The organism is Peptoniphilus sp. oral taxon 386 str. F0131 (assembly GCF_000090945.1).
GTDB lineage: Bacteria > Bacillota > Clostridia > Tissierellales > Peptoniphilaceae > Anaerosphaera > Anaerosphaera mikwangii.
Genome location: NZ_GL349422.1, coordinates 1,386,323 through 1,410,193, shown reverse-complemented (window position 1 = coordinate 1,410,193; position 23,871 = coordinate 1,386,323). Strand labels below are relative to the sequence as shown.

The window sequence follows — 23,871 nt, the reverse complement described above, 5'->3', positions numbered from 1 at the left end:
TTAAATATAAAAGGAGCTTTTATTTTATCTAATATCAGTTTTGGCCTTTTCTATAAATTCTTTTAAACGACTATGTTCACGTTTTAAGTTCGGAAATGCATTTAAAAGTCTCTTATGCCTTGGAAGATTAAACATATTTGCTTTTAAAAGTTTATTATATTTATCTTTAATTCTGTCAAGTTCTCTATATTTTTCATTTTTATAATTTTTAAGCATTAGATCTACAGCAGGTTTATTTTCTGAAATAAATTCGATATCTTCTTTAATTTCAGTTGTTCTGATTTCAACATTTTCTATATTTTTAACCAATTTGCTGCTTATGTCATTTGAAATCACCTTTAGATTTGCTGCGATTTTATCAAGCTCGTAAAAGTGCTTTCTGAGTTTTAAAACCGTAAGTGCAGTTTCAGTAAGGTCAATTAAAAATAAAATTATAATTATTGATGTAATTAAATTTGGAATTATAATCGGCAGACTCCAAAAATAATTTGAAGCATTTAAAATTACAGGGAAAATTATATAGCACATTAAAAGTCCGCCTATACCCCACATAATAGAATATTTAAGACAGATATATCCTTTGAAATTAAAAGGTTTGTCTGAATAGTCCCACCATTTCTTTTTAAATATCATTTCCAATATAATACCTGTAATCAATTCGACAAATGTTGCTGTTAACATAATTTCAAAAAATACAAGCATAAAATTTTTTTGAGGATATATAAAAATCAATATCAACATCAATCCGACACCATATATTGGACATATCGGTCCGTTAAGGACTCCTGCATTCACATAATTTTTTGAATCAATGTATGTATAACTCACCTCAGTCATCCAACCTAAAAAAGCAAATATGAAAAAAAGCAATATTTTTATCATGATTACCTCCTAAAATCAATTATAATATTATATAAATAATATCATACATTTACTGTGAATAAAAATTTTTCTTTGGGGGAATAGATATGTTGAGGTGATAGTTGTTATGAAAATACCTTTAAAAATATTATTGAGATTAAAAAAATCCGCAGAGAGAATTTATAATGACAAAGATAAATTTTCTGAATTACTTGAAAAAATTAAACACAGTAGATTGAACATAGATGAATTTTCAAAGATAAAATTTGAGCTTATTCTATTAATTTCAATGTGTTATGATTTTATAAAGGGAAGATATAAAAATATAAGAAAATCCGATATGCTGCTTATAATATGCGCATTCATATATCTTTTAAATCCGATGGATATAATACCTGATATGTTATTGGAAATAGGATTTTTGGATGATTTGACAATATTGACATATTTGATTTCAAAAATAAGATTGCAAATAAAAAATTATGAGAAATGGAAGATGGAAAATGAAGTTAAATAGGAATTTCTATAATAGAGATACGGATAAAGTTGCAAGAGAACTTTTGGGAAAAATTTTGGTTAGAAAATATAATGGAGTTACACTTGAAGCCAAAATAGTTGAAACAGAAGCATATCTTGGTTTTGATGACAGAGCCTCACATACATTTAACGGAAGAAGAACATTAAGAAATGAGGTTATGTATGGAAGAGCGGGACATTTGTATGTATATTTTACATATGGAATGTATAATCTTGTAAATGTGGTTACAAATAAAGTCGGATTAGGAGAGGCTGTACTTATAAGAGCGGTTGAACCTGTTAAAAATATAGATGAATTTTCAAAAAACAGATTTGGAAAAAATTTTGAAGAGCTTTCAAATTATCAAAAGAAAAATTTAACCAACGGTCCGGGAAAACTCACTATAGCCATGAAAATAGATAGAAATGATTACGGAAAAGATCTTTTAGGTAATGAAATATACATAAAAGACGGATATAACTTTGATTTTAAAACAATAAATTCAAAACGCATAGGAATAGACTATGCGATGGAGGCTAAAGATTTTTTGCTTAGATATTATATTGAGGATAATGAATTTGTTTCAGTTAAATAATTTATTTCAGAGGATAAAATTTTATTAAATTAATAAATGTATTGAAAACTTTATTTGCTTGTAATAAACTATTAATTTAGAGGAATAAGGGGTAAATTATGATAGAAATAAAAAATGTAAGTTTCAAATATGATGAAACGGAAAATTCTGAATATATAATTGAAAATTTAAATCTAAGCATAGAAAAGGGAGAATTTGTAGCTATACTCGGACATAACGGTAGCGGCAAGAGTACACTTGCAAAACTTATAAATGGACTTTTGTTACCTTCTGACGGAGATGTTTTTGTAGATGAAATGAACACTAAAGATGACGAAAATCTATGGAAGATAAGGGCTCTTGCAGGTATGGTATTTCAAAATCCTGACAACCAATTGGTTGCAACCGTTGTAGAGGAAGATGTTGCATTCGGACCTGAAAATTTAGGTGTGCCGTCAGATGAAATAAAAAAGAGGGTGGATTTTTCTCTTGAGGCTGTTGGAATGAACGATTACAGAAAAAATGCTCCTCATATGCTATCGGGAGGTCAAAAGCAAAGAGTTGCAATAGCGGGAATACTTGCAATGACACCGGATTATATAATTTTAGATGAGCCAACTGCTATGCTTGATCCTGTTGGAAGAAAAGAAGTAATGGAAACTATATTGATGTTGAATAAGACACAAAATAAAACTATAGTATTAATTACTCACTATATGGATGAGGCGGCGAAAAGCGACAGACTCATAGTTATGGAAAAGGGAAAAGTTGTACTTGACGGAACTCCTAAAAAGGTGTTTTCAAATGTTAACGAAGTAAAAAAAATAGGGCTTGATGTTCCGCAAGTTACGGAACTTGCTTGGGAATTAAAAAATAGCGGATTTGATATAAATAATGAAATTTTAAGTATAGATGAATTAGTAGGTGAAATATGGCATTAGTTGAGATAAAAAATTTAACTCATGTATATGGAATGGGAACAGCATTTGAAAAAAATGCCATAGAAAACATAAATTTAAACATAGAAAAAGGAGATTTCATTGGACTTATAGGACATACAGGTTCAGGGAAATCAACACTCATACAACATTTAAACGGACTTATAAAGCCTACTGATGGCAGTATAATAATTGACGGTAAAAATATTTCTGATAAGAATGTTTCTTTAAGAGAAGTCAGACAAAAAGTCGGTTTGGTATTTCAATATCCGGAATATCAATTATTTGAGGAAACTATCGGTAAAGATATTGCATTTGGACCGATAAATCAGGGACTAAATGAAAAAGAAGTAGAGTGTAGAGTTAAAGATGCAATGGAATCTGTTGGACTTGATTATGAATATTTTAAGGATAAATCTCCGTTTGAACTTTCCGGAGGTCAAAAGAGGAGAGTCGCAATAGCGGGAGTACTTGCAATGCAACCTGAAATTTTGATTTTAGATGAGCCGACTGCAGGTCTTGATCCTGCAGGTAGAGATGAAATTTTAGGGGAAATAGAAAAAATATATCATGACAGAGAAATTACAATATTAGTTGTTTCTCACAGCATGGAGGATATGGCAAGTATTGCAAAGCGAATAATTGTCATGAGCAAGGGACATGTTATGATGGATGATACCCCAAGAGAGATTTTTAAGAGAGAAGATGAACTTGTAAGTATAGGACTTGGAGTTCCTCAGATAACTTCTTTTATGAGAGAACTTAAAAAGAGGGGTGCGGATATAAATTCAGACTGTATAACTGTTGAAGAGGCGAAATTAGAATTAGAAAAGTTTTTAAGGAGTAAGAGAAATGCTTAAAGATATAACTGTCGGTCAATATTATCCCAGTAATTCAGTAATACATAAATTAGATCCGAGAACAAAAATAATAGTTATGCTGCTATTCATAGTGGGAATATTTTTTGTCAACAGCTATACTCCATATTTATTAGTGGGTGCATATTTATTTATGGTTATAAAATTATCACATGTTCCGTTTTCAATGGTACTAAGAGGAGTAAAACCGTTAAAATGGATATTGATAATAACATTTGTGGTCAATGTATTGTTTATGCCCGGGGATATTTTATATAAAATAGGTTTTATAAAAATTACAAGTCAGGGTATTCATATGGCAATAAAAATGGCAATAAGACTTATGCTGTTGGTAATGGGGACAAGTATGCTCACATTTACAACATCACCTATTGAAATGACAGATGGAATAGAAGAACTTCTAAAGCCTATGAAAAAAATTGGTGTTCCGGCGCATGAAATAGCAATGATGATGACAATAGCTCTTAGATTCATTCCAACACTTGTTGAAGAAACAGATAAAATAATGAAAGCACAAATGGCAAGAGGAGCGGATTTTGAATCGGGTAATGTATTAAACAGAGCAAAAAATTTGGTTCCTTTGTTAGTTCCGCTATTTATAAATTCATTCAGAAGAGCGGATGAACTTGCAACGGCAATGGAAGCAAGGTGTTATAGAGGTGGAGAGGGAAGAACAAAATTTAAAGAGCTTTCTTATAAAAAAATAGATAGTATTGCATTTGCACTTAATCTTGCTTTAATTATAGTTTTAGTTATATGGAGATATATATGAATATTAAACTCATAGTTAGCTATGATGGCAGCAGCTATCATGGATTTCAAATACAACCTCAAGCAAGTACTGTTGAAGGCGTTCTGAAAAATGCAATAGAGGATACTGTAAAGCATGAAATAAAATTATATACAGCGGGGCGAACAGACAGTGGAGTGCATGCTATGGGTCAGTGTGTGAATTTTTATTCTGAAACTACAATTAATATTGGAAATTTGCCGAAAGTAATAAATTTTCATTTACCGGACGATATATCAGTTGTCGGTGCAAGTTATGTGGATGATGATTTTCATGCAAGATACTCCGCCAAGGGGAAATATTATAGATATATGATATATAGAGGAAAATATAGAAATCCTCTATATAGAAATAGGGCTATGCACTTCCCCTATGAATTGAATCTTAAAAAAATGCAAAGTACGCTTAATTATTTAATAGGGGAAAATGATTATAAGACATTTATGGGAAGACACGCCATAGTTAAAGACACTATAAGAAGGATAGATAAAATTGAAGTTGTTGAAGATGGAGATTTTATATATATAGATTTTTACGGCAAGAGTTTTTTGAAGAATATGGTCAGGATAATTGTCGGGACTGCGGTGGAAATTGCAAGAGGAAGATTTGAAGAAGAATATATGAAGTATGCGTTAAATAAAAAACATAGAAAGGCTGCGGGGCCTACTGCACCAAGCTATGGTTTATATTTGATGAAAATATATTATTGAGCCTTTACAGGCTCGTTTTTTATTTCATAAATTCTGTCAGATGGTTCATTCCGTTGTAAATATAAATTTCTATTCAAATAGAAAAGTAAAAATCACATGCTTATAATTTTGGACAAATTATCTATTTTATGCTTGATTATGATTTAGATAATGTATTTTTGTTTAGAAAATGGTAAAAAAATATGTAAAATACTTAGAAAATAGTTACAATGTGGTAAAAAAGATATTTTTTAATTGTTAAATATTACGTTTTGGTTTAAAATATTCTAAGATGGAGGTTTTATGAAAGTTATATATAAATTTAAGGATACAATAAATAAATCTTTTTATTCCATAAAAAGATTTCCGATAGCCATGCTTTGTATTTTGCTAAGTGCACTATTTTTTATAATTGGTGTAAACAAGGGAAGTTTTCCCACCGGGGCAGATAATGTAGGACTTGACTTGACATATACAAAAATAGGATATTTTTTATTAATGTCTTCGGCAACTTTTATATTTCTAAAATTATTTTCGGAGTCACTTTCAGCTAATGTAAGGAATGAAGAAGAATTAAAGAGATTTAGATTATTTAAGATTTTTGCATATGTTATAAATTTTCCGTTTTTATATGGAATTTATGAAAGAGTATTGTTTTCAGACAATGGACTGTTTTTATATGAGATAGGATACACTTACTTTGGGTTACTTTTATTTTTTGCAGTATCCTGTGCATATATATCCAAATTATTTTATCATAAGGATTATATAGCTTATGCATTAAAGATTATAAGTTCAGGAATAATATCAGTTTTTTATTCTTTGGTATTATTTTTTGGAATGAGTGTCATATATTATTCTTTTAAACATTTATTTGGCATTTCAATTTCTTTAGAAGTCTATTTTAATACCGCAATTTTGATATTTTTACCGTTTAATGGCGGAATATTCCTTTCAGGATTACCAAGGTGCAGAGATTCTTTTGATAACTATGAAATATCAAAACCGATTAAAATATTATTAGCATATATTTTAATTCCGATATTTACAGTATATGCCATAATAATTTATTTGTATTTTGCAAAGATTATTTTTATACGAGAAATTCCTTCGGGAATTGTGACAAATTTAGTATTATGGTTTTCAATACTTACTACAATTTTGTTGTTTATACTTGGAAAAATAAGAGATATATTTTTTGTAAATTGCTTTAGAAAAGTTTTTCCGATTGCAATGATTCCGCTTCTCGGTATGATGTTTTATTCAATAGGTATTAGAGTATATCAATATGGAGTAACTGAGAACAGATATTTTGTAATAGTTGGCGGAATATTTTGTCTTATATCAATGTTGTACTACATTTTTTACAATAAAAATTCAAATATAACAATTCCGGTTGTATTAAGTGCATTGATATTGTTATCATCAGTAGGACCTGTATCTGCATATAATGTTACGGCGTCAAATCAAAATGCCAGATTGAATAAACTTTTGTATGAAAATAATATGCTTAAGGGAGATAAAATAATTCCAAATTTAAATTTAGAAGGAGATGCAAAAGAAGAAATAATTGAAATTGTGAAGTATATGTCTAACAATCATAGAACATGGGAGTTAAAATACATTCCTAATGATTTTACGTTTGACAATGAAAATATTGAAAAGGTATTTGGATTTAAGCTTGATAATATTGAACAGGCTATAGAAAACGATGAAATATTTTATTATGAGCCTAATTCCACGTCAATTAATATTGAAGGATATACCAAATTAATGCAATTTGAATTCTATTCATCTGAGCCAAATACAAGTTCAATAGGAAGTTATGAAGCTACTTTAGATAACGGAAAAGTAACAATCAGATATATTGACAAGGACAGTAAATTTGATTTAACTACATTTAATGTGAAGGATGTATTTGAAAAATTAAAAGTAATTAAAAAATCAAATGAAATAGTGGATCCTGAGGACCTTTCTATAGAAGGAAGAGAACAGGGAATAAATTATAAGATAATTTTTGTTGATTTGAGTCTTACAGGAATACAACAAAAAGATAGTTATTATTATTTAAAATTTTATTTGATGGCAGGAAAGGCAAATTAAGGGAAGTTTAATACTTCTCTTTTTTTATATAGTTGTATTTATAATATATAATTTTATGGTAAAATAATTTTATGAAAAGAGATTATGTACCCGGAACAAAATATATAATTTATCAAGATGAAAATAGTTTTAAATATGGCACTGATTCATTAATATTATCATCATTTGCAAAAGTAAAAGGCGTTTGTGCGGATTTTGGTAGCGGAACAGGAATTTTGTGTTTAAGGCTTATTGATAAAGCAACAAAATTTATAAATTTTGAAATAAATGAAAATGCAGTAAAGCTTTTAAATAAGTCCATAATAGAAAATCATCTTGATGATAAAATAATAAATTACAATATTGATATATCGGATGTTAAAAATTTTGTTTTACATCAGAGTGTGGATACAATAGTAATAAATCCTCCATACTACAATAGCGGAATGAGAGCCGGTAATGATACTATTGCAAAAGCAAGACATAGCGAGAGATTAGATGATTTTGTGAATGTAGCTAAGTATATGCTTAAAAATGGAGGAACTCTCTATATTGTAATAGCGGTTGAAAGAATGATAGATTTGTTTATACTTCTTAGAGATGCAAGTATTGAACCTAAAAAAATTAGATTTGTAAAAAAGAATTTTAATACAAAAGCGAGTTTAATTTTAGTAAAGGCAGTTAAACAAGCTAAATGTGGATTTAACATAGAACAAGACTTAGTATTGTATGAAAATGATAAAATTTCACATGACTTTGAAAAAATATATAATAACGAGGAGATATAGATGATATATTTTTGTCCTACACCAATCGGAAATTTAAAGGATATAACGGAGAGAACACTTGAAGTATTAAATTCAGTAGATATAATTGCGGCAGAAGATACAAGAGTTACCTTAAAACTTTTAAATAGTTATGGAATCAAAAAAAAGTTGATAAGTTATCATAAGTTTAACGAAGTTTCTCAATCTGAAAATATAGTTGAGCTTTCAAAAGATAATGATATAGCTGTTGTAACTGATGCAGGACTTCCCGGAATAAGTGATCCGGGAGAGGTGCTTGTAAAAAAACTTATAGAAGAAAAAATTGAATTTAAAGTTTTACCGGGTGCCAATGCTGCACTTACTGCACTTGTTTTATCAGGACTTGATACTGAACACTTTATTTTTTACGGATTTTTGAATTCAAAGTCAAGCTTGAGAAAAAAAGAACTTGAAAATATAAAGGATTTAAAATTCACATTAATTTTTTATGAAGCACCACATAGATTAAAAGCAATGTTAGATGATTTATATGAAATATTTGAAGATAGAAAAATTTCAATTTCAAGAGAACTTACAAAAATATATGAAACTACATATAGAGGATCATTGAAGAGTATATTAAATAATTTTGATGATATAACTTTAAAAGGGGAATTTGTAATTGTTGTAGAGGGATTTTGTAAGAAAGATGAAGAAATTGATATAAAGTCAATACTTGAAGCTAAAATTCAGTCGGGAGTTAAGAAATCTCAGGCTGTAAAGGATGTTTCAAAGGAATATAATTTATCTAAAAATGAAGTTTATAAAATTAGTTTAGAGGTTTTTAATGAGTAATTTAAAAGATATTGAAACTGAAATAAAAAATATTAATACATTGCTTAAAAATAAATATGAAGAAATTTTTTCTATGGATATGAATCGATTCAGGACGGAAATTTTAAATAAGGCAGGAAAAATAAAAACTCTCAAGAAACTTTCAAGCGATGAGCTTTTAAAATTTGGACTTGTAGTTGGAGTAGACGGTTCTACAAACAGAGTTGGGGGAGCGTATCCGCACTATATAGAATTATTCCAAGCTCTTGCAAAACCGACGGTAGGAGAAAGAATTTTTTTAAATGAATGTTATACTCCGATGATAGACGGAATTATTGACAATAGGGAATTTGAAAATAAGAATAGAGATAAGATGCTTGCCGATATTGAACTTAAAGCTGCATTAAAATCAATAGAACAGCATAGACCTAAGATTTTGATGATGGACGGAGGTCTTATACGATATAAAATAAATAATAGTGACGGATATAATGAACTTATTGAAAATGCTGAAAAAAATGACGTTATTTTAGTCGGAGTTATTAAAGATTTAAAGACTAATATAATTTCACGTTCTGTAAATAGAGCTGAAAATATCTATGATAGAGAAATTTTATATGGCAGACTTTTAAAAGGAGAAATTTTTGAAGTTTTTGATGCATATAATAATAAGTTTCAGGAGGGAGGACTTGTGAGTGCATTTCTCAGAACTTCAAACTCTGCTATGATGGTAGGACTTGATTTAATAGAAAGTCAAAGAGAATATTTGACGGATATTGCAAATTTGGTATATACATTGACTCCGGAGAATTCAAGAGGAGTTCCTTTATGGCTTGATATTGTTGATAGTGAGGTTAAAATAACAGATGCTATAATAAAAGCTATGCTTGAAGAATATTTAGACAGAGATATATATGAAAGATTTTTTATATCGGAAAGAGATAGGAGAAGTTTATGAAAGTAGTTGGAATTACAACAGGACAAGAAGTATATATAGGTTCAAAAGATAGAAACTTTAGGATGAATGAGTTTTTAATCGTTGAAGATGAAGTTCAAGGAGATTTAGTAGGAGAAATAGTTGAAGCTAAAACTTTTAACAGATATATCCCGCTTAATATTGGTGGAGATTTCATTGATAATTCAGTTATTGAAAGTCTTAGAATTATGGGATATGACGTAAATGATGAAACTATATATATAGGTAGACTTCGTCTGTTAAAGGAAGCATTATATCCTGTGCTTACAGGTAGCAGTGTTAGGGTTCCGAAGTTTTCTGAAGTTAAAAAATTAATTATATCTACAAGTCCAAGTGACGGACTTTTGCTTGGGGTAATCAGAAATACGGATTCACTTACAGATGATATGAATGATGAGTATAAGAATTTAGTTGAAACATTTGAGGACGGAAAATTTTTAAATCAAAAAGATGTACCATATGTGTTTGATTATAAGTCAATGCACGAATATCCTCATATTGGAGTTTTTGGAGGATCAGGTTCCGGAAAGAGTTTCGGACTTAGAGTTGTTCTTGAAGAAATCATGCAAAAAAATATTCCTACAATTGTTCTTGATCCGCATTATGAAATGTCATTTAGTCAAAAATCAGGCGGAAATATTGTAAGAGATTATAATGATAAATTTTCGGCTTTGCAGATAGGTGTTGATATTGGAATAAAATTTGAAGAACTTACAGTTGCAGATATTAAAAATCTTTTGAATACGTCAAGTCAGCTTACTGATTCGATGAATAACACAGTAGATACAATTTTTGTAAGGGGGAACAATTATTTCAGCTTTTTTAATAAGCTAAAATATTTAATAGAGGCTCAAGAAGTTGGTTCAATTGAAAAAATTGATGAGAAGATTTTCTATGCAGAACAGGAAGAAAAAGAAGAATGGGAAGAAAAAAGAAAAATATTTTTAAAGTATGATAAAACTTGTCCAATACAATCTGTAAAAGGAGTTATGTGGCGTCTTGCTAAATTATATAATGAGGGGATTTTTAATAGAGATATAACAGAACTTGTAGATGGACTTAAATCAGGTAACCTTATGGTTATACAAGGATCTACAAGGATTATACAAGTATTTTCTACATACTTATTGAATAAGTTGTATTATGAGAGAAGAGAATATAGAGAATCTGTATACAGAGCGGAAGCGGCAGAATTTTTTCCACCATTTATAATTGTTACGGATGAAGCACATAATTTCGCTCCAAAAGGATATGATACGCCTTCAAAATCTATTTTAAGGGAGATAGCACAAGAGGGAAGAAAATATGGTGTATTTTTAATTCTTGCGACACAGAGGCCGACTCTTTTAGATGAAACTATAACTGCACAATTAAATACAAAATTTATTTTTAGAACTGTAAGGGCATCCGATATTGATACTATTAGAGAAGAAACTGATATTTCTACCGATGAATCAAAAAGATTGCCATATCTCACAACCGGTGATGTATTTATATCATCTGCTAAAATGGGAAGAACTTCTTATGTCAGAATAAGAGCGGCACATACTCAATCACCTCATAAGGAAAATCCGTTTGATGAACTTTCAAGTATAAAACTGAAAGATAATGCTAAATTTTTAAATTATGTAAAAGAATATATGCCTATATCCACATCGGTAGACAGCCTTTCAATAATTAGGAGTATTTATGAAAAATATTCAGTAAATTATACAGTAGATCAATTTAATTTAAAATTGAAAGAACTTGAAAATTGTGGACTTATTGAAGTTGAAGAGACGTTTTTAGGTTCACAATATAAACTTAAAGATGGAGAAAATTAGGAGATATTTATGGATATAAATAAATATATAATGGATGAGCTTTTTAAAAATCAAGATTTAGAATATAGAGAATTTAATTCAAAATTGATTCCGAATGTGAATAAAGATACAATGATAGGTGTTAGAACCCCTGTACTTAGAAATATTTCAAAACATATTTTAAAAAACTATAATTATGATGATTTTTTAAATAGTATTCCGCACAAATATTTCGAAGAAAATAATTTGCACGGGTTTTTGATTGAAAGAGAGAACGATTTTGAAAAAGCGATTAAACTGATAGATGATTTTTTACCTGTTGTAGATAATTGGGAGACCTGTGATTTATTTTCTCCGGTAATTTTTAAAAAATATTCTGAAAAATCTTATGCGGAGATTCTAAGGTGGCTTGAGAGTGAACATACTTATACAAAGAGATTTGCTATAGTATCTCTAATGTCAAAATATCTTGATGAAAGATTTGAAACTGATATGTTATATAAGGTTGCAGAAATAAAATCGGATGAATACTATATAAATATGGCAATAGCATGGTATTTAAGTTTTGCACTTATAAAACAATATGATGTGGCAATTAAATTGATAGAAGAGAAGTCATTAGATAAGTTTGTTCAAAACAAGTCGATACAAAAAGCGGTTGAAAGCAGAAGAATAAGTGATGATAGAAAATTGTATCTAAAATCACTTAAAATTAAATAATATGCAAGAATTAAATAATAGATAATAAAGACAAATTCATTTAATTGAAACAAATTAAAAAGCAGCTTTAAGCTGCTTTTATCTTTTTTTAGTTATTGACCCGAAGAGACCTCTTGCTATTTCACGACCTATTGAGCGAGTCATTGTATTGAGGAATGAATCTACTCCTTTTGTGACTGCACTTTGAGTTTTTCTTCTCTGTCTCTCTTCATATTCTTGTTGTTTTTTAAGCTCTTTTTCTCTTTGAGCTTTAAGTTTTTCTTCTTCTCGTTGAAGTTTTAACTCTTCAATTTTTTGTTTTGTATTTATGATTTCCTGTTTTTGCTCAGTTAACTTTCTTTCCAAAATTTCATATGCGGATTCTCTATCCACAAGTTCTCTATATTTATAGAACAATTGAGAATTTGAAATTATATATTGATATTCGTCATCCGTAAGAGCATCAAATGATGAATGAGGCGGTAGAATAAGAGCCTTATTTGTAATTGAAGGAGCTCCGCTTTCATCAAGAAATGAAATTAAAGCCTCTCCGGTTTTAAGCTTTGTTATTTCCTCGGATATATTCATACTTGGATTTGGTCTAAATGTTTCAGAAATTTCTTTTATTGCTTTTAATTCTCTTGGAGAGAATGCTCTCAGTTGGTGTACTATTCTGTTGCCGAGCTGTGATGATACAGTTGATGGAATATCAAGCGGATTTTGTGTTATAAAGAATATTCCGACTCCCTTTGAACGAATGAGTCTTATGACCTGTTCAATTTTGTCCTGAATTAATTTAGGCGCATTATTGAATAGAAGATGTGCTTCGTCAAAGAAGAATACCAGTTTTGGAATTTCAGGATTTCCAATTTCCGGAAGAGTTTCAAATAATTCTGAAAGAAGCCATAACAGAAACATAGAATATAGTGTAGGGTTATTTATAAGTTTTTTGCTTGATAAAATATTTATATATCCTCTTCCGTCCGTATCTTTTTTAAATATATCATTTATGTCAAGAGCAGGTTCTGCGAAAAACATATCGCCCCCTCTGTCTTCAAGCATCAAAATTTTTCTTTGAATTGCACTTATACTTTGTTCAGTTATATTTCCATATAAGCTTGAATATTTATTCTTATTTTCCGCCAAGTAGTTTAACATTGAACGGAGATCTTTTATATCAATTAATAGAAGTCCCTGTTCATCTGCAACTCTAAAGGCGATGTTCAATATTCCTGTTTGCGTATCATTTAGTTCTAATATTTGTGATAGTAGGATAGGACCCATTTCTGATATGGTAATTCTTAGAGGAAGACCTTTTTCTCCATACACATCCCAAAGCGTTATCGGATAATTTTTAAACTCAAAGTTTTGCAAATTCAGTTCCGATATTCTTGAATTTAATTTGTCGTTCATTGTGCCGATTTTGCATAAATTTGCAAGATCACCTTTTACATCGGAAAGTATTGTCGGAACACCCAAATCGGAAAAATATTCACATAAGACTTTAAGAGTTACAGTTTTTCCTGTACCGGTTGCTCCACAAATTAAACCGTGTTGGTTTACTTTATCGCTTAATAAATTTATATCTTCATTTCCACGTGCAATCAATAGTTTCATGATAACCTCCATGTTAGTTCTTAATTTAGATTATAACATTAAACTGATAATAAAAAAAATAGTAAATAAAAAAACATCCTTGTTAAAGGATGTTATGAGTTGGCTTTCAGTTCTTCAAATAAAACTCTCATGGATTTATTAAAGATTGGATGAATGTAATGAGCCGCTATATCACACATTGGCTCAAGGACAAATTGCCTTTCTGAAATATATGGATGAGGGATTATCAAATCCGGATGGTACATTTTAAAATCATCAAAGAATAAAATATCAATATCAACTGTTCTCGGGCCCCAATGAATTTCACGTTTGCGTCCGAGGTCAAGTTCTATTTTTTGTAAATGCCTTAGAAGTTCAAGCGGTTCATAGGTAGTTGAAATTTCAATAACTTGATTTAAAAAATCATTTTGCTGGGTATAACCCCAAGGTGCCGTTTTATATAATTTAGATGATTTTACGACAGTTGTGTATTCGTCATTTATCATTTCTACAGCACTTGCCAATATTTCATTTGAGTTACCCATATTGGAGCCTAAACCTAAAAAAGCAAAATGTCTTTTTCTATATATTTCAATAAAAATATTGTCTGTCGGAAGCATTACGGGAGCCCATGGCTTTTTTACTCTTACAAATACATCTTCCACAATTTCATATTTTTTTAATATGAATTGTGCAATTTCTTCAGCACAGGTTTCAATTAAGTCGTTTGATTTTGATTTAAAAAGTTTTGTTATATCTTCTGCCAGTATTCCATAGTGAACACTTTTTGTAAGGTCGCCTGTAATTGCACAATGCTGCAAATTAATTCCAAGTTTTAAATCAATCATAAATTTTTGACCAAGTGATTTTTCGGCATCAAAGACTCCGTGATTTGCAAAAACTATTAAATTTGAAATGTTTATATAATCCATGACTACTCCTTTAATAAGTTATTTTATGATTTTTCTTTTCAGAACTCCAGTTACAAACATCAGATGACATACAATCAAAACAATTTCTTGAAAGTTTATCAGCTTTATAAAAAAGACTTTCAAATGTAATTTCATCAGATTTCGTTCTGTGATTTTTTATTGCCGATAGTATTAGCATCTTATCATCAAGACTGAAGTTAGTATATTCAAGTGCAACCTTTGCAACATCACAAGATGCTATTTCGTGTCTTATACCTGATTTAATTTCTTCAATTCTGCCTAAATCATGAAGTATTGCCGCCGAATAAACCAAATCTCTATCTATATTAATTTTATTTTCGAGACATAAAATATAACAAATTCTTGCAACACTTAAAAAGTGCATCATATTATGTCTGCAATAAATTCTATCACGCTCTAAATACTCAAGTGTGCTTAATTTTTCTTTAATAAAATCTAAATTTAAAATTATATTTGTATTTATCATAAATTCATCAATCTATATGCTTCATTTCTAAGATTTAAGTCTGTTTCTAAAATTCCTCTACTTATTGAAGTAACAGTTTTTGTACCGGGTCTTTTTACACCGCGCATATTCATACACATATGCTCCGCTTCTACAACAACAAGTACACCTTGTGCATTTAAGTATTCCATAATTGCATTTGCAATTTCAAGATTTAATCTTTCTTGTAGTTGAGGTTTTTTAGCATATACATCAACAGTTCTTGCAAGTTTTGAAAGCCCTGCTACTCTTCCGTTAGGCATATAAGCTATATGTACTTTACCCCAAAATGGAAGAAGATGGTGTTCGCACATTGAATAAAAGGTTATATCTTTTTCAATTACCATATTTCCGTCAACAAGTTCAAATGTTTTTGACAAATGATTTTCGGCTGTTTGACCAAGACCGCTAAAAATTTCTTCATACATACGAGCTACTCTTTGAGGTGTTTCAACAAGTCCCTCTCTTGAAGGATCTTCTCCTATTGCCTCAAGTATCATAGTAACTGCCTTTTCAATTTTTTTATTATCTATTTTAATCACCCTTTCAAAAAATAAAAAAAGCATTGTCAAAGACAACACTTCCATAACAAAGCGGAAGCAATATATCATCGCAAAAAAAATTTTTTCTTTAGAAGACTACATCCCATTCTTCTACACTTAACGTGATATACTTACTCTTCGTCTGTGTAAATTATATCACGATAAGTCAAAAAGTAAAGTAAAATATAGACGCAAAAATCGGAAGGAATTAACCGGATTTAAATTTTATTTGTCGTGGTAGATGCTATGATAAATCCAATTATTATTGAGCATATAACATTTGATGTATTACATTTTTTTAGGATAAAGCATAATAAAATAGATAACATACTGTAAATTAAAAATGAAATTAAAAAATTTTTGACATATTTTTTATCGGATATTCCCACAGAAAGTTTAAATATCATTAGAGTAAAATTTACTATAATTGCTAAAAATGTAAGTGATAAATAAAAGATTAAAAACCATGTAAAATTAAAATTTGGTTCATAATTTAAATATGACATTATATATATTAAAGTTGATGTTACTATAAATAATATATTTACATATGGTGCAAGTTTTTTTATGTATTTCATGTTGTACCTCCACAGATATTATAGCATACAGCATCAAAAATTATAGTGGCATTTGAAGATATAGCTCATAAGTGTTAAAATAAAATTAGGGAAGAATATTAAATTTATGAAAATAAAAAAACAGGGGTGATTGATGATGGAAAAAGCTAAGAGAGAAAATCTTATAATTGAAATATTTAACAGTGCAAGTCATGGCATCGGAGTAATTATAGGAATTGTGTTTCTAATCTTAATGATTTTTAAATTTGCAAGTATTATAAGCGCTTCAGAATTTGCAGGATATATAATTTATGCAAGTTGTTTTATATTTATGTTTTTGGCAAGTACATTGTACCATGGGATTCAGAATGAAAAAGCAAAGGGGATACTTAGAATTTTTGATCATTCTGCAATATTTTTCTTTATTGCAGGTTCATATACACCAATAATTTTAACAATATTGGAGGGAAAAGCTAAAATTTTATTTTTAAGCTTAATTTGGACTATTGCAGCAATAGGATTTATTTTTAAACTATGCACCTACGGGAAGTACGATAAGTTTAAAAAATTGTCGGTGTTCATATATGTGTTTATGGGTTGGATTTCAATTTTTATGATAAAGGAAATACTGCTAAAGACAAGTTTTACATTTCTAATATTGATAGTTTCAGGTGGAATAATATATACAATGGGAACTTACTTTTATAAGAAAAAATTACCGTTATATAATCATATAATATGGCATTTTTTCGTACTTGCAGCAGCAATTTGTCATCTTGTTGCCATATATAATTTTTTGCAATAGATAGTGTTAAAAATTATATGGGTATATTTATATCATAGAAAGTTGAGGTAAGTATATGATATATGATTTTAAGGTAAAAGATACATTTGGAGAAGAAGTTTCTTTAAGAGAGTATGACGGCTATGTAATGCTCATTGTAAATACTGCAAGTAAGTGCGGTTTTACTCCTCAGTTCGAAGGACTTGAGTTGTTATATCAAAAATATAAAGATAAAAAATTTGTAATAATAGGATTTCCATGTAATCAATTTGGAAACCAAGATCCGGGAAGTAATGAAGAAATAAGAACATTTTGCAGTTTGAACTACGGAGTGAGCTTTCCCATGATGGCAAAGATAGATGTAAATGGAGAAAATCAAGCTCCTCTTTATAAATATTTAAAGAGTGAAAAGAGGGGAGCATTGTTAAGTTCAATTAAATGGAATTTCACAAAGTTTTTAATAGACAGAAACGGAAATGTTGTAGAGAGGTTTGCACCTACAACAACACCTGAAAAATTGGAAAGTGAAATAGAAAATTTACTATAAAAAGGCTGAACTTGTGTCAGCCTTTTTTGTATGTGATTGCAAAGGATTTGAGGCTATGCTAAACTAAAATTGTAATAAAATAATAGAAAGAAAAGGTGATATCGTGAATTATGATTATGAATACTTTAAAGAGAGCGCTGATTATATATTATCAAAAATAAATTTCAGACCGAGTATAGGGATAGTACTCGGTTCGTGCTTAGGTGAGTTGTCGGATGAAATTGAAAATCAAGTAATAATTGATTATGATGAAATTCCCAATTTTTTAAAATCTACGGTTAAATCTCATGCAGGTAGGTTAATATTGGGACAGTTGAAGGGAAAAGATGTAATATGTATGTCCGGTAGATTTCACTATTATGAGGGGTATGAATTTGAACAGCTTGTAATTCCCATAAGAGTATTTAAACTGCTTGGGGTTGAAACTGTAATACTTACTAATGCTGCAGGTGCAATAAATATTTCTTATAATACAGGGGACATAATGTTGATAGAGGATCACATAAAATTTATGGGGTCAAGTCCTCTTAGAGGAAATAATTTTGATGAATTCGGTCCAAGATTTTTTGATATGTCAAATGCGTATGACAGAGAACTTAGAGAAATTGTGAAGAAGTCGGCAAAAGATTTAGGTATTAATCTAAAAGAGGGAATATATTTTTATGCAGAAGGTCCGCAGTTTGAAACGCCTGCAGAAATAAGAGCTATGAGAGCAATGGGAGCCGATGCTGTGGGAATGTCAACTGTAACAGAAGTGATAACGGCAATACACTGTAATATTAAAGTTATCGGATTATCCTTAATAAGTAATATGGCGGCAGGAGTTTTAAATAATAGAGTTACAGCCGAGGAAGTTGATATAGTGGCAAGTCAGTTGGCGGAAAAATTTAAGCGATTGGTAAATGAAATAGTAAAAAAAATTTAGAGGTAACTTATGATAAGACAAGATAACGATTTGGCATTTATGCTTAAATATGAAAATGTGGCGTGGTATGAAAACGGTGCAGTTAAAATTTTAGACAGAAGAGTATATCCCACAGAGATAAAATTTGTAACATGTCATAGCTATATTGAAGTTGCAGAGGCAATAGCAGATATGGTAACACAAAGTGCAGGACCATATACTGCTGCCGGTATGGGTATGGCACTTGCAGCCTACGAATGCAGAAATATGAAATGGGAAGATATTCTGAGCTATTTAGAAAAAGCATCATGCATACTAAGTCATGCAAGACCGACTACGGTTGAGCGCATGAAGAAAGTTACGGAAGGCTGCTTAAATGCTGTAAAAAATTTTGCAGATTCGGGCAGAGCATTTGATGAGATAATTTTTGAGAGAACACTTGAAAGCTTAAACCGAAGATATTTTACAATGAGCATTGTTGCAAAAAATTTAGTGAATTTATTTCCGGATAATGGATCTATAATGACTCAGTGTTTTGGCGAGACAATAGTGGGAACAATGCTGAGAGAAGCTAAGCAAAGAGGCAAAGACATAAAACTTTTTGTACCGGAAACAAGACCGTATTTTCAAGGAGCAAGGCTTACTGCAAGCGTTGCAAGGCAGCAGGGATTTGATACAATTGTAATTACAGATAATATGCCCGCATTTGTGATGAAAAATAATAAAATAGACTTGTTTACATCAGCTGCAGATGTTATTTGTATGGACGGACATGTTGTAAATAAGATAGGCACATATCAAATAGCGTTGTGCGCAAAATATCATGGAGTTCCATATTTTGTAACAGGAATACCCGATGAAAAAAATTCTGACATATCAAGTGTTACTATAGAGTATAGAGATTCGAGGCTTGTACTTGAAGCAAGAGGGATAAAAAATACACTTGATGGAGTTTGCGGATACTATCCGTCATTTGACATAACACCACCGCATTTAGTAAGTGGAGTAGTTACTGACAAGGGAGTATATGTACCGTATAATTTAAAGAGGTATTTTGAAACAGAAGTAAAAGAATATTATTAAGAGGTTTTAGTATGTTGATGGAAAAAGAGAGAGAGCTTGTCGTTGAATATGGGAAAAAATTAATTACCCATGGACTTACAAAAGGCTCCGGCGGAAATATAAGTATATTTGACAGAGAGAATAAAGTTATGGCTATAAGCCCAAGCGGCATGGACTATTTTGAAATAAAAATTAATGATATAGTAATTATGAATTCAGACGGGAATGTGATAGAAGGTAATTTAAAACCGTCAAGTGAGTGGCAAATGCACTTGATATATTACAATAACAGAGAAGATGTGGACGCAATAGTACATACTCACTCAAAATATGCAACTGCAATTTCGTGTATGGGAGAAACACTTCAACCTGTTCACTATTTAATAGCTCTTGCGGGGTTTGATGTCAAATGTGCAAAATATGCAACATATGGAAGTGTGGAACTTGCAAAAAATGCTTTAGAAGCAACAGAGGATAGAAATGCCGTACTTCTTGCAAATCACGGTCTAATAGCATTGGGTTCGAGTATAGAAGAAGCATTTTCTACAGCGGAACATTTGGAATATGTATCTGAATTATATTATCTGACAAAGCTGATTGGAGGAGGCAATCTTTTAACAAAAGAACAGCTTGAAGAAGTTATGAAAAAATTTAAAAGCTATAAATATAAATAAATGTAAAATTTGATATAATTTTTATACAATACATCAGGAGGACAATATGCATAACTTATATGTAAAACAAAAAGTTTTTAAGATTACCGATCATTATGAAGTTTTGGACTATAATCAAAATGCGGTTTATTATGTAGATCAGGATTTTAAAATTATAGGAAATACAGTGAATGTAACTAAAGCAGACGGAAGCGGAAATTTTGTTATTGATAGAGAAATTTTTACGCTTATGCCAAGATATAACGTAAAATTCAGTGATGGAAGATCATTTGTGATAAAGCAAAACTTCACATTTTTTAGAAAAGATATTGATGTTATCTCAGATGAGTACTCACTAAAATTGGAAGGCAATTTTTTAGACTTAAATTTTTCTATATATGATTCTGAAAGATTGGTCGGAGAAATCAGCCAAGAAATATTAGCATGGGGAGATACTTTTGTAATAAGGGTAATTGAACCTGAATATGAGGAAGAATTACTTGCTCTTTTAATTGCTGTAGATGATATAAAAGATATGCAACAACATTGATTGGTATTTAAGGATTTAATAATAAGCTGAAAATACAGATAAAAATGGTACGATTAAAAAATAAATATGAATTCGGGGAAGATACTTATGAGTAAAAAACAACTAACACCGGAACAGCAAAGATTAGACTTAGATCTTATGATTATTGGGATTGTCACTTTTGCAGTTTTTGGAATATATGCGGTATACGGTACTCAAATGAAAGATTTTATTACAAACAGCAATATTAATTTGGTTTCAAGACTGCTATTTAATGCCGGAATACAGTTTGGAGTAGCCGGGTTAGGAATAGTCGCTGTAATGATTTTGAGAAAAGAAAGTTTCTATGAATATGGATTGAAAAAGAAAAATATTTTAAAATCAATACTTGGAACTATACTTTTTTTTATACCGTTGATTATTTATGAGTTTGCATCAGGAAACTTTAAGGGATACCGACCATTTTCAAGCATTTTAATAAGAGATGATGTAATATCCGGCGGTTTTCCGATAAATGTTTTGGGGATGTTATTAATTATTTTGACTTGGGGATTTTTTGAAGGAGTTAATTATGTAGTAATATCCGACAAAATTAATCAACGCTACCCTTTTAAGAACATTTGGATAAACTATGGCGCTATTATCTGTGCAATAATTTGTTTACTTTTTCATCCGATAAACACAAGCTTTTGGGGAATTATTGAACTGATTACTACATTTATTGCCATTTATGGAATGTTGGTTGTAAAAACTGAAACGGAAAATGCCTGGGGATGTATTTTTGCATTTTGCTTTATTTGGAATGCTCTATAAATTTCGGTTTGTAGAAAAAAATAAACAATTTAGGGTTATAGAAAAATGATATAGTTATAAAAATAGATATATGAATTTAGAGAGGTATTATATGATAAAAAATGAAAATTTAAAATTAATCATACCTACTATTGAATATGAAAAGGAAATACAAAACTTTAGACAAGAATTTATAAAATATGGCGGCTCTATGGACGGTTGCTTATCTTTACGAAAAATGGAAAATATTTCAGAATGGATAAAACAGGTGGAAGACTTTTCAGCATTAGAGACTTGTCCAAAAGGATTTGTCCCCCAAACACAATTTATTTGCTTGAGGGAAGCGGATAATAAAATTGTAGGCGTTATTCAGATTAGACACTATCTTAACGAATTCTTAGGACAATATGGTGGACATATAGGTTATTCAGTATGCAGTTCGGAGAGAAAAAAAGGCTATGCGACCTTCATGTTACGAGAAATTCTTCCGATATGTAAAGAATTAGGCTTGGGAAAAATACTAATAACATGTTTAAAAGACAATGAAGCCAGCAAGAGAGTCATAATAAATAATGGCGGAATTTATGAATCAACTGTTTATGAACCAACTGAGAAAGTTAGTCTTGAGAGATATTGGATAGATTTATCTGATTGACAAATCGGCTTGTAGAAAAAAACAAAATAGGCAATTTAAGGTGATAGAAATATCGCCTTTATTATGTGAAAAACAAGTAGGCAAAGAATCAGAATACAACATTATTGAACTTGTAAGAATGAATATTTTGTATAGTTAGACAAATATGGAACTTTTAAAGATTGCATATATATAGAAAGTATATAAATTAGAATCTGAGGAGGTTGTTTAATGAAGAAAAATAAAAAAATGGGTCTTAGCAATAGTGATTCCACTCATTGTTCTAATAATTGTAATCGGTTATTCAAGTTTTATGAAGAATCATAAATTTGTGTTGCCTGATAATTCAACGCTAAAATCTTCACAAATCAGCCCTGTATTTGGAACAGTCAAAGTTTCTGTCGATAAGGATACATCTGTAGTATTTGTTGATGTAGAAACAAAAGAGAAATTTACTATTGATTCTATTACGGATGGCTTAACTGAGAAGATTAAACTTGAAAAAGGACATTGGTATATCGTAGAAGGAGCGGGAAATATTACTGTATCTCCTGTGGTTGTGCGTATTGAATAGTAAGAAGCCCTTTATAAAAGTGATAAATAACAGGATAATAGCGGTATATAATTTAAATTGGAAAGAAGACAAGTGTTATGTAAAAACATAAAATTAAGGGGTTAGTAGTGTAAATGATAAAATTTGATTACAATGGACTATAAAATTATTGATAGATAAGAATATGAAGAAAAAGAACTTGCTGAAAAAGCAAATATAAGTACATACACAATAAATAAACTTAATAGAAAGAAAGTGTTACAGTTAAAATATTAGGAATTTGACGAATAAAGAAGTTACAGATGAAAATACTCATATTATAAAGTTTAATAAGGGACTTAATGTTTTGCCTAAGAATTATGCAAGTCCGGATTTGGATAAAAGAGTCTTGTGGAAGTTGTCGGTTTATTTACTAATGAAGTAAAATATGGATGAAACTGAGGCAAGCAAGGATTTATTAGGTAGGACTTATGAATACTGTATTGCTCAGTTTGCTGCCTATGAAGGAACAAAGGGTGGTGAATTTTATACGCCTTCAAGTATTGTAAGAACAATTGTTGCCATATTGAAATCTTTCAATAATTGTCGAGTAATATGACCATTGTTACGGGTATCGTGTCATAATAATGACAGAGGTAAATAGTTCAGTAAAATCAAAGGTTTTGAAGCTTCTACCAAAGTTAAAAACTGAAGAAATTGGTGTTTTATGTGTTGTTTAAAGCCAATATCTACTAAAATAATGGTTGCAAGCAGCACATAAGCCGAAGAGAAAAAGAGGTAGTGTATGCAATGGATATTAAAAATTATCTTATTTCCGATTCGCCTTATCTTACGAATTTTGACAGCTTTTCTGAAATTCTTGCTTGGTATATGAACGGCACTTTTGTATATCGTT

General features: G+C 30.1%; 28 protein-coding genes and 1 riboswitch. Of the genes, 22 read left to right on the top strand and 6 right to left on the bottom strand.

The window, feature by feature from the left end; translation table 11 throughout:
* Window positions 1-24: 24 nt before the first annotated feature.
* The gene (locus HMPREF0629_RS06730; RefSeq protein WP_009222582.1) at window positions 25-882 is read right to left on the bottom strand and encodes a putative ABC transporter permease; all 858 of its coding nucleotides are present in this window, start codon (window positions 880-882) and stop codon (window positions 25-27) included.
* A gap of 106 nt (window positions 883-988) precedes the next feature.
* On the opposite strand from HMPREF0629_RS06730, the gene HMPREF0629_RS07870 reads away from it, so the two are divergent.
* From HMPREF0629_RS07870 to HMPREF0629_RS06670, 12 genes are all read left to right on the top strand, one after another.
* The gene (locus HMPREF0629_RS07870; RefSeq protein ID WP_083763155.1) at window positions 989-1,378 is read left to right on the top strand and encodes a YkvA family protein; all 390 of its coding nucleotides are present in this window, start codon (window positions 989-991) and stop codon (window positions 1,376-1,378) included.
* Entirely contained in the window at window positions 1,365-1,973 is a 609-nt protein-coding gene (locus tag HMPREF0629_RS06720; protein WP_009222580.1) for a DNA-3-methyladenine glycosylase, read from the top strand. Before HMPREF0629_RS07870 ends, HMPREF0629_RS06720 begins: the two co-directional genes overlap by 14 nt.
* A 98-nt stretch (window positions 1,974-2,071) precedes the next feature.
* Window positions 2,072-2,893, top strand: coding sequence for an energy-coupling factor transporter ATPase (locus tag HMPREF0629_RS06715; RefSeq protein ID WP_009222579.1), 822 nt, complete (start codon window positions 2,072-2,074; stop codon window positions 2,891-2,893).
* Window positions 2,884-3,750: an energy-coupling factor transporter ATPase gene (locus tag HMPREF0629_RS06710; protein ID WP_009222578.1), complete on the top strand. Its 867-nt coding sequence runs from the start codon at window positions 2,884-2,886 to the stop codon at window positions 3,748-3,750. Before HMPREF0629_RS06715 ends, HMPREF0629_RS06710 begins: the two co-directional genes overlap by 10 nt.
* On the top strand, window positions 3,743-4,540 hold the full coding sequence (locus HMPREF0629_RS06705) for an energy-coupling factor transporter transmembrane protein EcfT (RefSeq protein ID WP_009222577.1): 798 nt from the start codon (window positions 3,743-3,745) through the stop codon (window positions 4,538-4,540). The genes HMPREF0629_RS06710 and HMPREF0629_RS06705 overlap by 8 nt, the downstream gene beginning before the upstream one ends.
* Entirely contained in the window at window positions 4,537-5,268 is a 732-nt protein-coding gene (truA, locus tag HMPREF0629_RS06700) for a tRNA pseudouridine(38-40) synthase TruA (RefSeq protein WP_009222576.1), read from the top strand. The genes HMPREF0629_RS06705 and truA overlap by 4 nt, the downstream gene beginning before the upstream one ends.
* Window positions 5,269-5,550: 282 nt before the next feature.
* Window positions 5,551-7,350: a DUF4153 domain-containing protein gene (locus tag HMPREF0629_RS06695; protein ID WP_009222575.1), complete on the top strand. Its 1,800-nt coding sequence runs from the start codon at window positions 5,551-5,553 to the stop codon at window positions 7,348-7,350.
* A 71-nt stretch (window positions 7,351-7,421) separates the two neighbouring features.
* The gene (locus HMPREF0629_RS06690) at window positions 7,422-8,117 is read left to right on the top strand and encodes a tRNA1(Val) (adenine(37)-N6)-methyltransferase (protein WP_009222574.1); all 696 of its coding nucleotides are present in this window, start codon (window positions 7,422-7,424) and stop codon (window positions 8,115-8,117) included.
* Window positions 8,118-8,930 (top strand): 16S rRNA (cytidine(1402)-2'-O)-methyltransferase, encoded by an 813-nt coding sequence (gene rsmI / locus HMPREF0629_RS06685; RefSeq protein ID WP_009222573.1) that lies wholly within the window; start codon window positions 8,118-8,120, stop codon window positions 8,928-8,930. It begins immediately after the preceding gene.
* Window positions 8,923-9,867: a DNA double-strand break repair nuclease NurA gene (locus tag HMPREF0629_RS06680; protein WP_009222572.1), complete on the top strand. Its 945-nt coding sequence runs from the start codon at window positions 8,923-8,925 to the stop codon at window positions 9,865-9,867. Before rsmI ends, HMPREF0629_RS06680 begins: the two co-directional genes overlap by 8 nt.
* Window positions 9,864-11,708, top strand: a complete 1,845-nt coding sequence (locus HMPREF0629_RS06675) for an ATP-binding protein (protein ID WP_009222571.1) — start codon at window positions 9,864-9,866, stop codon at window positions 11,706-11,708. Before HMPREF0629_RS06680 ends, HMPREF0629_RS06675 begins: the two co-directional genes overlap by 4 nt.
* A gap of 9 nt (window positions 11,709-11,717) precedes the next feature.
* The gene (locus tag HMPREF0629_RS06670; RefSeq protein WP_009222570.1) at window positions 11,718-12,407 is read left to right on the top strand and encodes a DNA alkylation repair protein; all 690 of its coding nucleotides are present in this window, start codon (window positions 11,718-11,720) and stop codon (window positions 12,405-12,407) included.
* Window positions 12,408-12,485: 78 nt separating this feature from the next.
* Here HMPREF0629_RS06670 and HMPREF0629_RS06665 read toward each other — a convergent pair whose 3' ends face one another.
* The 5 genes from HMPREF0629_RS06665 to HMPREF0629_RS06645 form a co-directional block, all read right to left on the bottom strand.
* A complete protein-coding gene (locus HMPREF0629_RS06665) occupies window positions 12,486-14,006 on the bottom strand; it encodes a helicase HerA-like domain-containing protein (RefSeq protein ID WP_039856898.1) in 1,521 nt (506 codons plus the stop codon).
* A gap of 89 nt (window positions 14,007-14,095) precedes the next feature.
* Window positions 14,096-14,914: a 2-amino-4-hydroxy-6-hydroxymethyldihydropteridine diphosphokinase gene (gene folK, locus HMPREF0629_RS06660; RefSeq protein WP_009222568.1), complete on the bottom strand. Its 819-nt coding sequence runs from the start codon at window positions 14,912-14,914 to the stop codon at window positions 14,096-14,098.
* A gap of 10 nt (window positions 14,915-14,924) precedes the next feature.
* On the bottom strand, window positions 14,925-15,401 hold the full coding sequence (locus HMPREF0629_RS06655; protein ID WP_009222567.1) for an HD domain-containing protein: 477 nt from the start codon (window positions 15,399-15,401) through the stop codon (window positions 14,925-14,927).
* Window positions 15,398-15,952, bottom strand: a complete 555-nt coding sequence (gene folE / locus HMPREF0629_RS06650; RefSeq protein ID WP_039856896.1) for a GTP cyclohydrolase I FolE — start codon at window positions 15,950-15,952, stop codon at window positions 15,398-15,400. The genes HMPREF0629_RS06655 and folE overlap by 4 nt, the downstream gene beginning before the upstream one ends.
* 56 nt (window positions 15,953-16,008) lie before the next feature.
* A riboswitch (THF riboswitch) is annotated at window positions 16,009-16,102 on the bottom strand.
* Between the two features lie 77 nt (window positions 16,103-16,179).
* Window positions 16,180-16,539, bottom strand: coding sequence for a hypothetical protein (locus tag HMPREF0629_RS06645; RefSeq protein WP_009222565.1), 360 nt, complete (start codon window positions 16,537-16,539; stop codon window positions 16,180-16,182).
* A gap of 136 nt (window positions 16,540-16,675) precedes the next feature.
* Here HMPREF0629_RS06645 and HMPREF0629_RS06640 point away from each other — a divergent pair, with 136 nt between their 5' ends.
* From HMPREF0629_RS06640 to HMPREF0629_RS08090, 10 genes are all read left to right on the top strand, one after another.
* The gene (locus HMPREF0629_RS06640) at window positions 16,676-17,323 is read left to right on the top strand and encodes a hemolysin III family protein (protein ID WP_235043740.1); all 648 of its coding nucleotides are present in this window, start codon (window positions 16,676-16,678) and stop codon (window positions 17,321-17,323) included.
* A gap of 55 nt (window positions 17,324-17,378) precedes the next feature.
* Window positions 17,379-17,849, top strand: coding sequence for a glutathione peroxidase (locus HMPREF0629_RS06635; protein WP_009222563.1), 471 nt, complete (start codon window positions 17,379-17,381; stop codon window positions 17,847-17,849).
* 103 nt (window positions 17,850-17,952) lie between these two features.
* Complete coding sequence (locus HMPREF0629_RS06630; protein ID WP_009222562.1) at window positions 17,953-18,774, top strand: purine-nucleoside phosphorylase; 822 nt, start codon at window positions 17,953-17,955, stop codon at window positions 18,772-18,774.
* 9 nt (window positions 18,775-18,783) lie between these two features.
* Entirely contained in the window at window positions 18,784-19,836 is a 1,053-nt protein-coding gene (locus HMPREF0629_RS06625) for an S-methyl-5-thioribose-1-phosphate isomerase (protein ID WP_009222561.1), read from the top strand.
* A gap of 11 nt (window positions 19,837-19,847) precedes the next feature.
* A complete protein-coding gene (locus tag HMPREF0629_RS06620; protein ID WP_009222560.1) occupies window positions 19,848-20,489 on the top strand; it encodes an L-fuculose-phosphate aldolase in 642 nt (213 codons plus the stop codon).
* A gap of 46 nt (window positions 20,490-20,535) precedes the next feature.
* Window positions 20,536-21,018 (top strand): LURP-one-related/scramblase family protein, encoded by a 483-nt coding sequence (locus HMPREF0629_RS06615; RefSeq protein ID WP_009222559.1) that lies wholly within the window; start codon window positions 20,536-20,538, stop codon window positions 21,016-21,018.
* A gap of 87 nt (window positions 21,019-21,105) precedes the next feature.
* The gene (locus HMPREF0629_RS06610) at window positions 21,106-21,810 is read left to right on the top strand and encodes a hypothetical protein (protein ID WP_009222558.1); all 705 of its coding nucleotides are present in this window, start codon (window positions 21,106-21,108) and stop codon (window positions 21,808-21,810) included.
* Between the two features lie 91 nt (window positions 21,811-21,901).
* Window positions 21,902-22,444, top strand: coding sequence for a GNAT family N-acetyltransferase (locus HMPREF0629_RS06605; protein WP_039856747.1), 543 nt, complete (start codon window positions 21,902-21,904; stop codon window positions 22,442-22,444).
* 292 nt (window positions 22,445-22,736) lie between these two features.
* Window positions 22,737-22,997 carry a hypothetical protein gene (locus HMPREF0629_RS06600; protein WP_218015364.1) on the top strand — a complete coding sequence of 87 codons (261 nt, stop codon included), beginning with the start codon at window positions 22,737-22,739 and terminating at the stop codon, window positions 22,995-22,997.
* A gap of 406 nt (window positions 22,998-23,403) precedes the next feature.
* Entirely contained in the window at window positions 23,404-23,574 is a 171-nt protein-coding gene (locus HMPREF0629_RS08090) for an N-6 DNA methylase (RefSeq protein ID WP_009222555.1), read from the top strand.
* The last annotated feature ends 297 nt before the right edge of the window (window positions 23,575-23,871 follow it).

Bases quoted from the DNA above. Each gene is read 5' to 3' on its own strand.
- HMPREF0629_RS06600 (WP_218015364.1), top strand. From the start codon at position 22,737: ATGAAGAATCATAAATTTGTGTTGCCTGATAATTCAACGCTAAAATCT.
- folK (WP_009222568.1), bottom strand. From the start codon at position 14,914: ATGGATTATATAAACATTTCAAATTTAATAGTTTTTGCAAATCACGGA.
- HMPREF0629_RS06615 (WP_009222559.1), top strand. From the start codon at position 20,536: ATGCATAACTTATATGTAAAACAAAAAGTTTTTAAGATTACCGATCAT.
- HMPREF0629_RS08090 (WP_009222555.1), top strand. From the start codon at position 23,404: ATGGATGAAACTGAGGCAAGCAAGGATTTATTAGGTAGGACTTATGAA.
- HMPREF0629_RS06645 (WP_009222565.1), bottom strand. From the start codon at position 16,539: ATGAAATACATAAAAAAACTTGCACCATATGTAAATATATTATTTATA.
- HMPREF0629_RS06715 (WP_009222579.1), top strand. From the start codon at position 2,072: ATGATAGAAATAAAAAATGTAAGTTTCAAATATGATGAAACGGAAAAT.
- HMPREF0629_RS06620 (WP_009222560.1), top strand. From the start codon at position 19,848: ATGTTGATGGAAAAAGAGAGAGAGCTTGTCGTTGAATATGGGAAAAAA.
- rsmI (WP_009222573.1), top strand. From the start codon at position 8,118: ATGATATATTTTTGTCCTACACCAATCGGAAATTTAAAGGATATAACG.
- HMPREF0629_RS06640 (WP_235043740.1), top strand. From the start codon at position 16,676: ATGGAAAAAGCTAAGAGAGAAAATCTTATAATTGAAATATTTAACAGT.
- truA (WP_009222576.1), top strand. From the start codon at position 4,537: ATGAATATTAAACTCATAGTTAGCTATGATGGCAGCAGCTATCATGGA.
- HMPREF0629_RS06670 (WP_009222570.1), top strand. From the start codon at position 11,718: ATGGATATAAATAAATATATAATGGATGAGCTTTTTAAAAATCAAGAT.
- HMPREF0629_RS06655 (WP_009222567.1), bottom strand. From the start codon at position 15,401: ATGATAAATACAAATATAATTTTAAATTTAGATTTTATTAAAGAAAAA.
- HMPREF0629_RS06635 (WP_009222563.1), top strand. From the start codon at position 17,379: ATGATATATGATTTTAAGGTAAAAGATACATTTGGAGAAGAAGTTTCT.
- HMPREF0629_RS06605 (WP_039856747.1), top strand. From the start codon at position 21,902: ATGATAAAAAATGAAAATTTAAAATTAATCATACCTACTATTGAATAT.
- HMPREF0629_RS06610 (WP_009222558.1), top strand. From the start codon at position 21,106: ATGAGTAAAAAACAACTAACACCGGAACAGCAAAGATTAGACTTAGAT.
- HMPREF0629_RS06675 (WP_009222571.1), top strand. From the start codon at position 9,864: ATGAAAGTAGTTGGAATTACAACAGGACAAGAAGTATATATAGGTTCA.
- HMPREF0629_RS07870 (WP_083763155.1), top strand. From the start codon at position 989: ATGAAAATACCTTTAAAAATATTATTGAGATTAAAAAAATCCGCAGAG.
- HMPREF0629_RS06710 (WP_009222578.1), top strand. From the start codon at position 2,884: ATGGCATTAGTTGAGATAAAAAATTTAACTCATGTATATGGAATGGGA.
- HMPREF0629_RS06690 (WP_009222574.1), top strand. From the start codon at position 7,422: ATGAAAAGAGATTATGTACCCGGAACAAAATATATAATTTATCAAGAT.
- HMPREF0629_RS06720 (WP_009222580.1), top strand. From the start codon at position 1,365: ATGAAGTTAAATAGGAATTTCTATAATAGAGATACGGATAAAGTTGCA.
- HMPREF0629_RS06695 (WP_009222575.1), top strand. From the start codon at position 5,551: ATGAAAGTTATATATAAATTTAAGGATACAATAAATAAATCTTTTTAT.
- HMPREF0629_RS06705 (WP_009222577.1), top strand. From the start codon at position 3,743: ATGCTTAAAGATATAACTGTCGGTCAATATTATCCCAGTAATTCAGTA.
- HMPREF0629_RS06730 (WP_009222582.1), bottom strand. From the start codon at position 882: ATGATAAAAATATTGCTTTTTTTCATATTTGCTTTTTTAGGTTGGATG.
- HMPREF0629_RS06625 (WP_009222561.1), top strand. From the start codon at position 18,784: ATGATAAGACAAGATAACGATTTGGCATTTATGCTTAAATATGAAAAT.
- HMPREF0629_RS06680 (WP_009222572.1), top strand. From the start codon at position 8,923: ATGAGTAATTTAAAAGATATTGAAACTGAAATAAAAAATATTAATACA.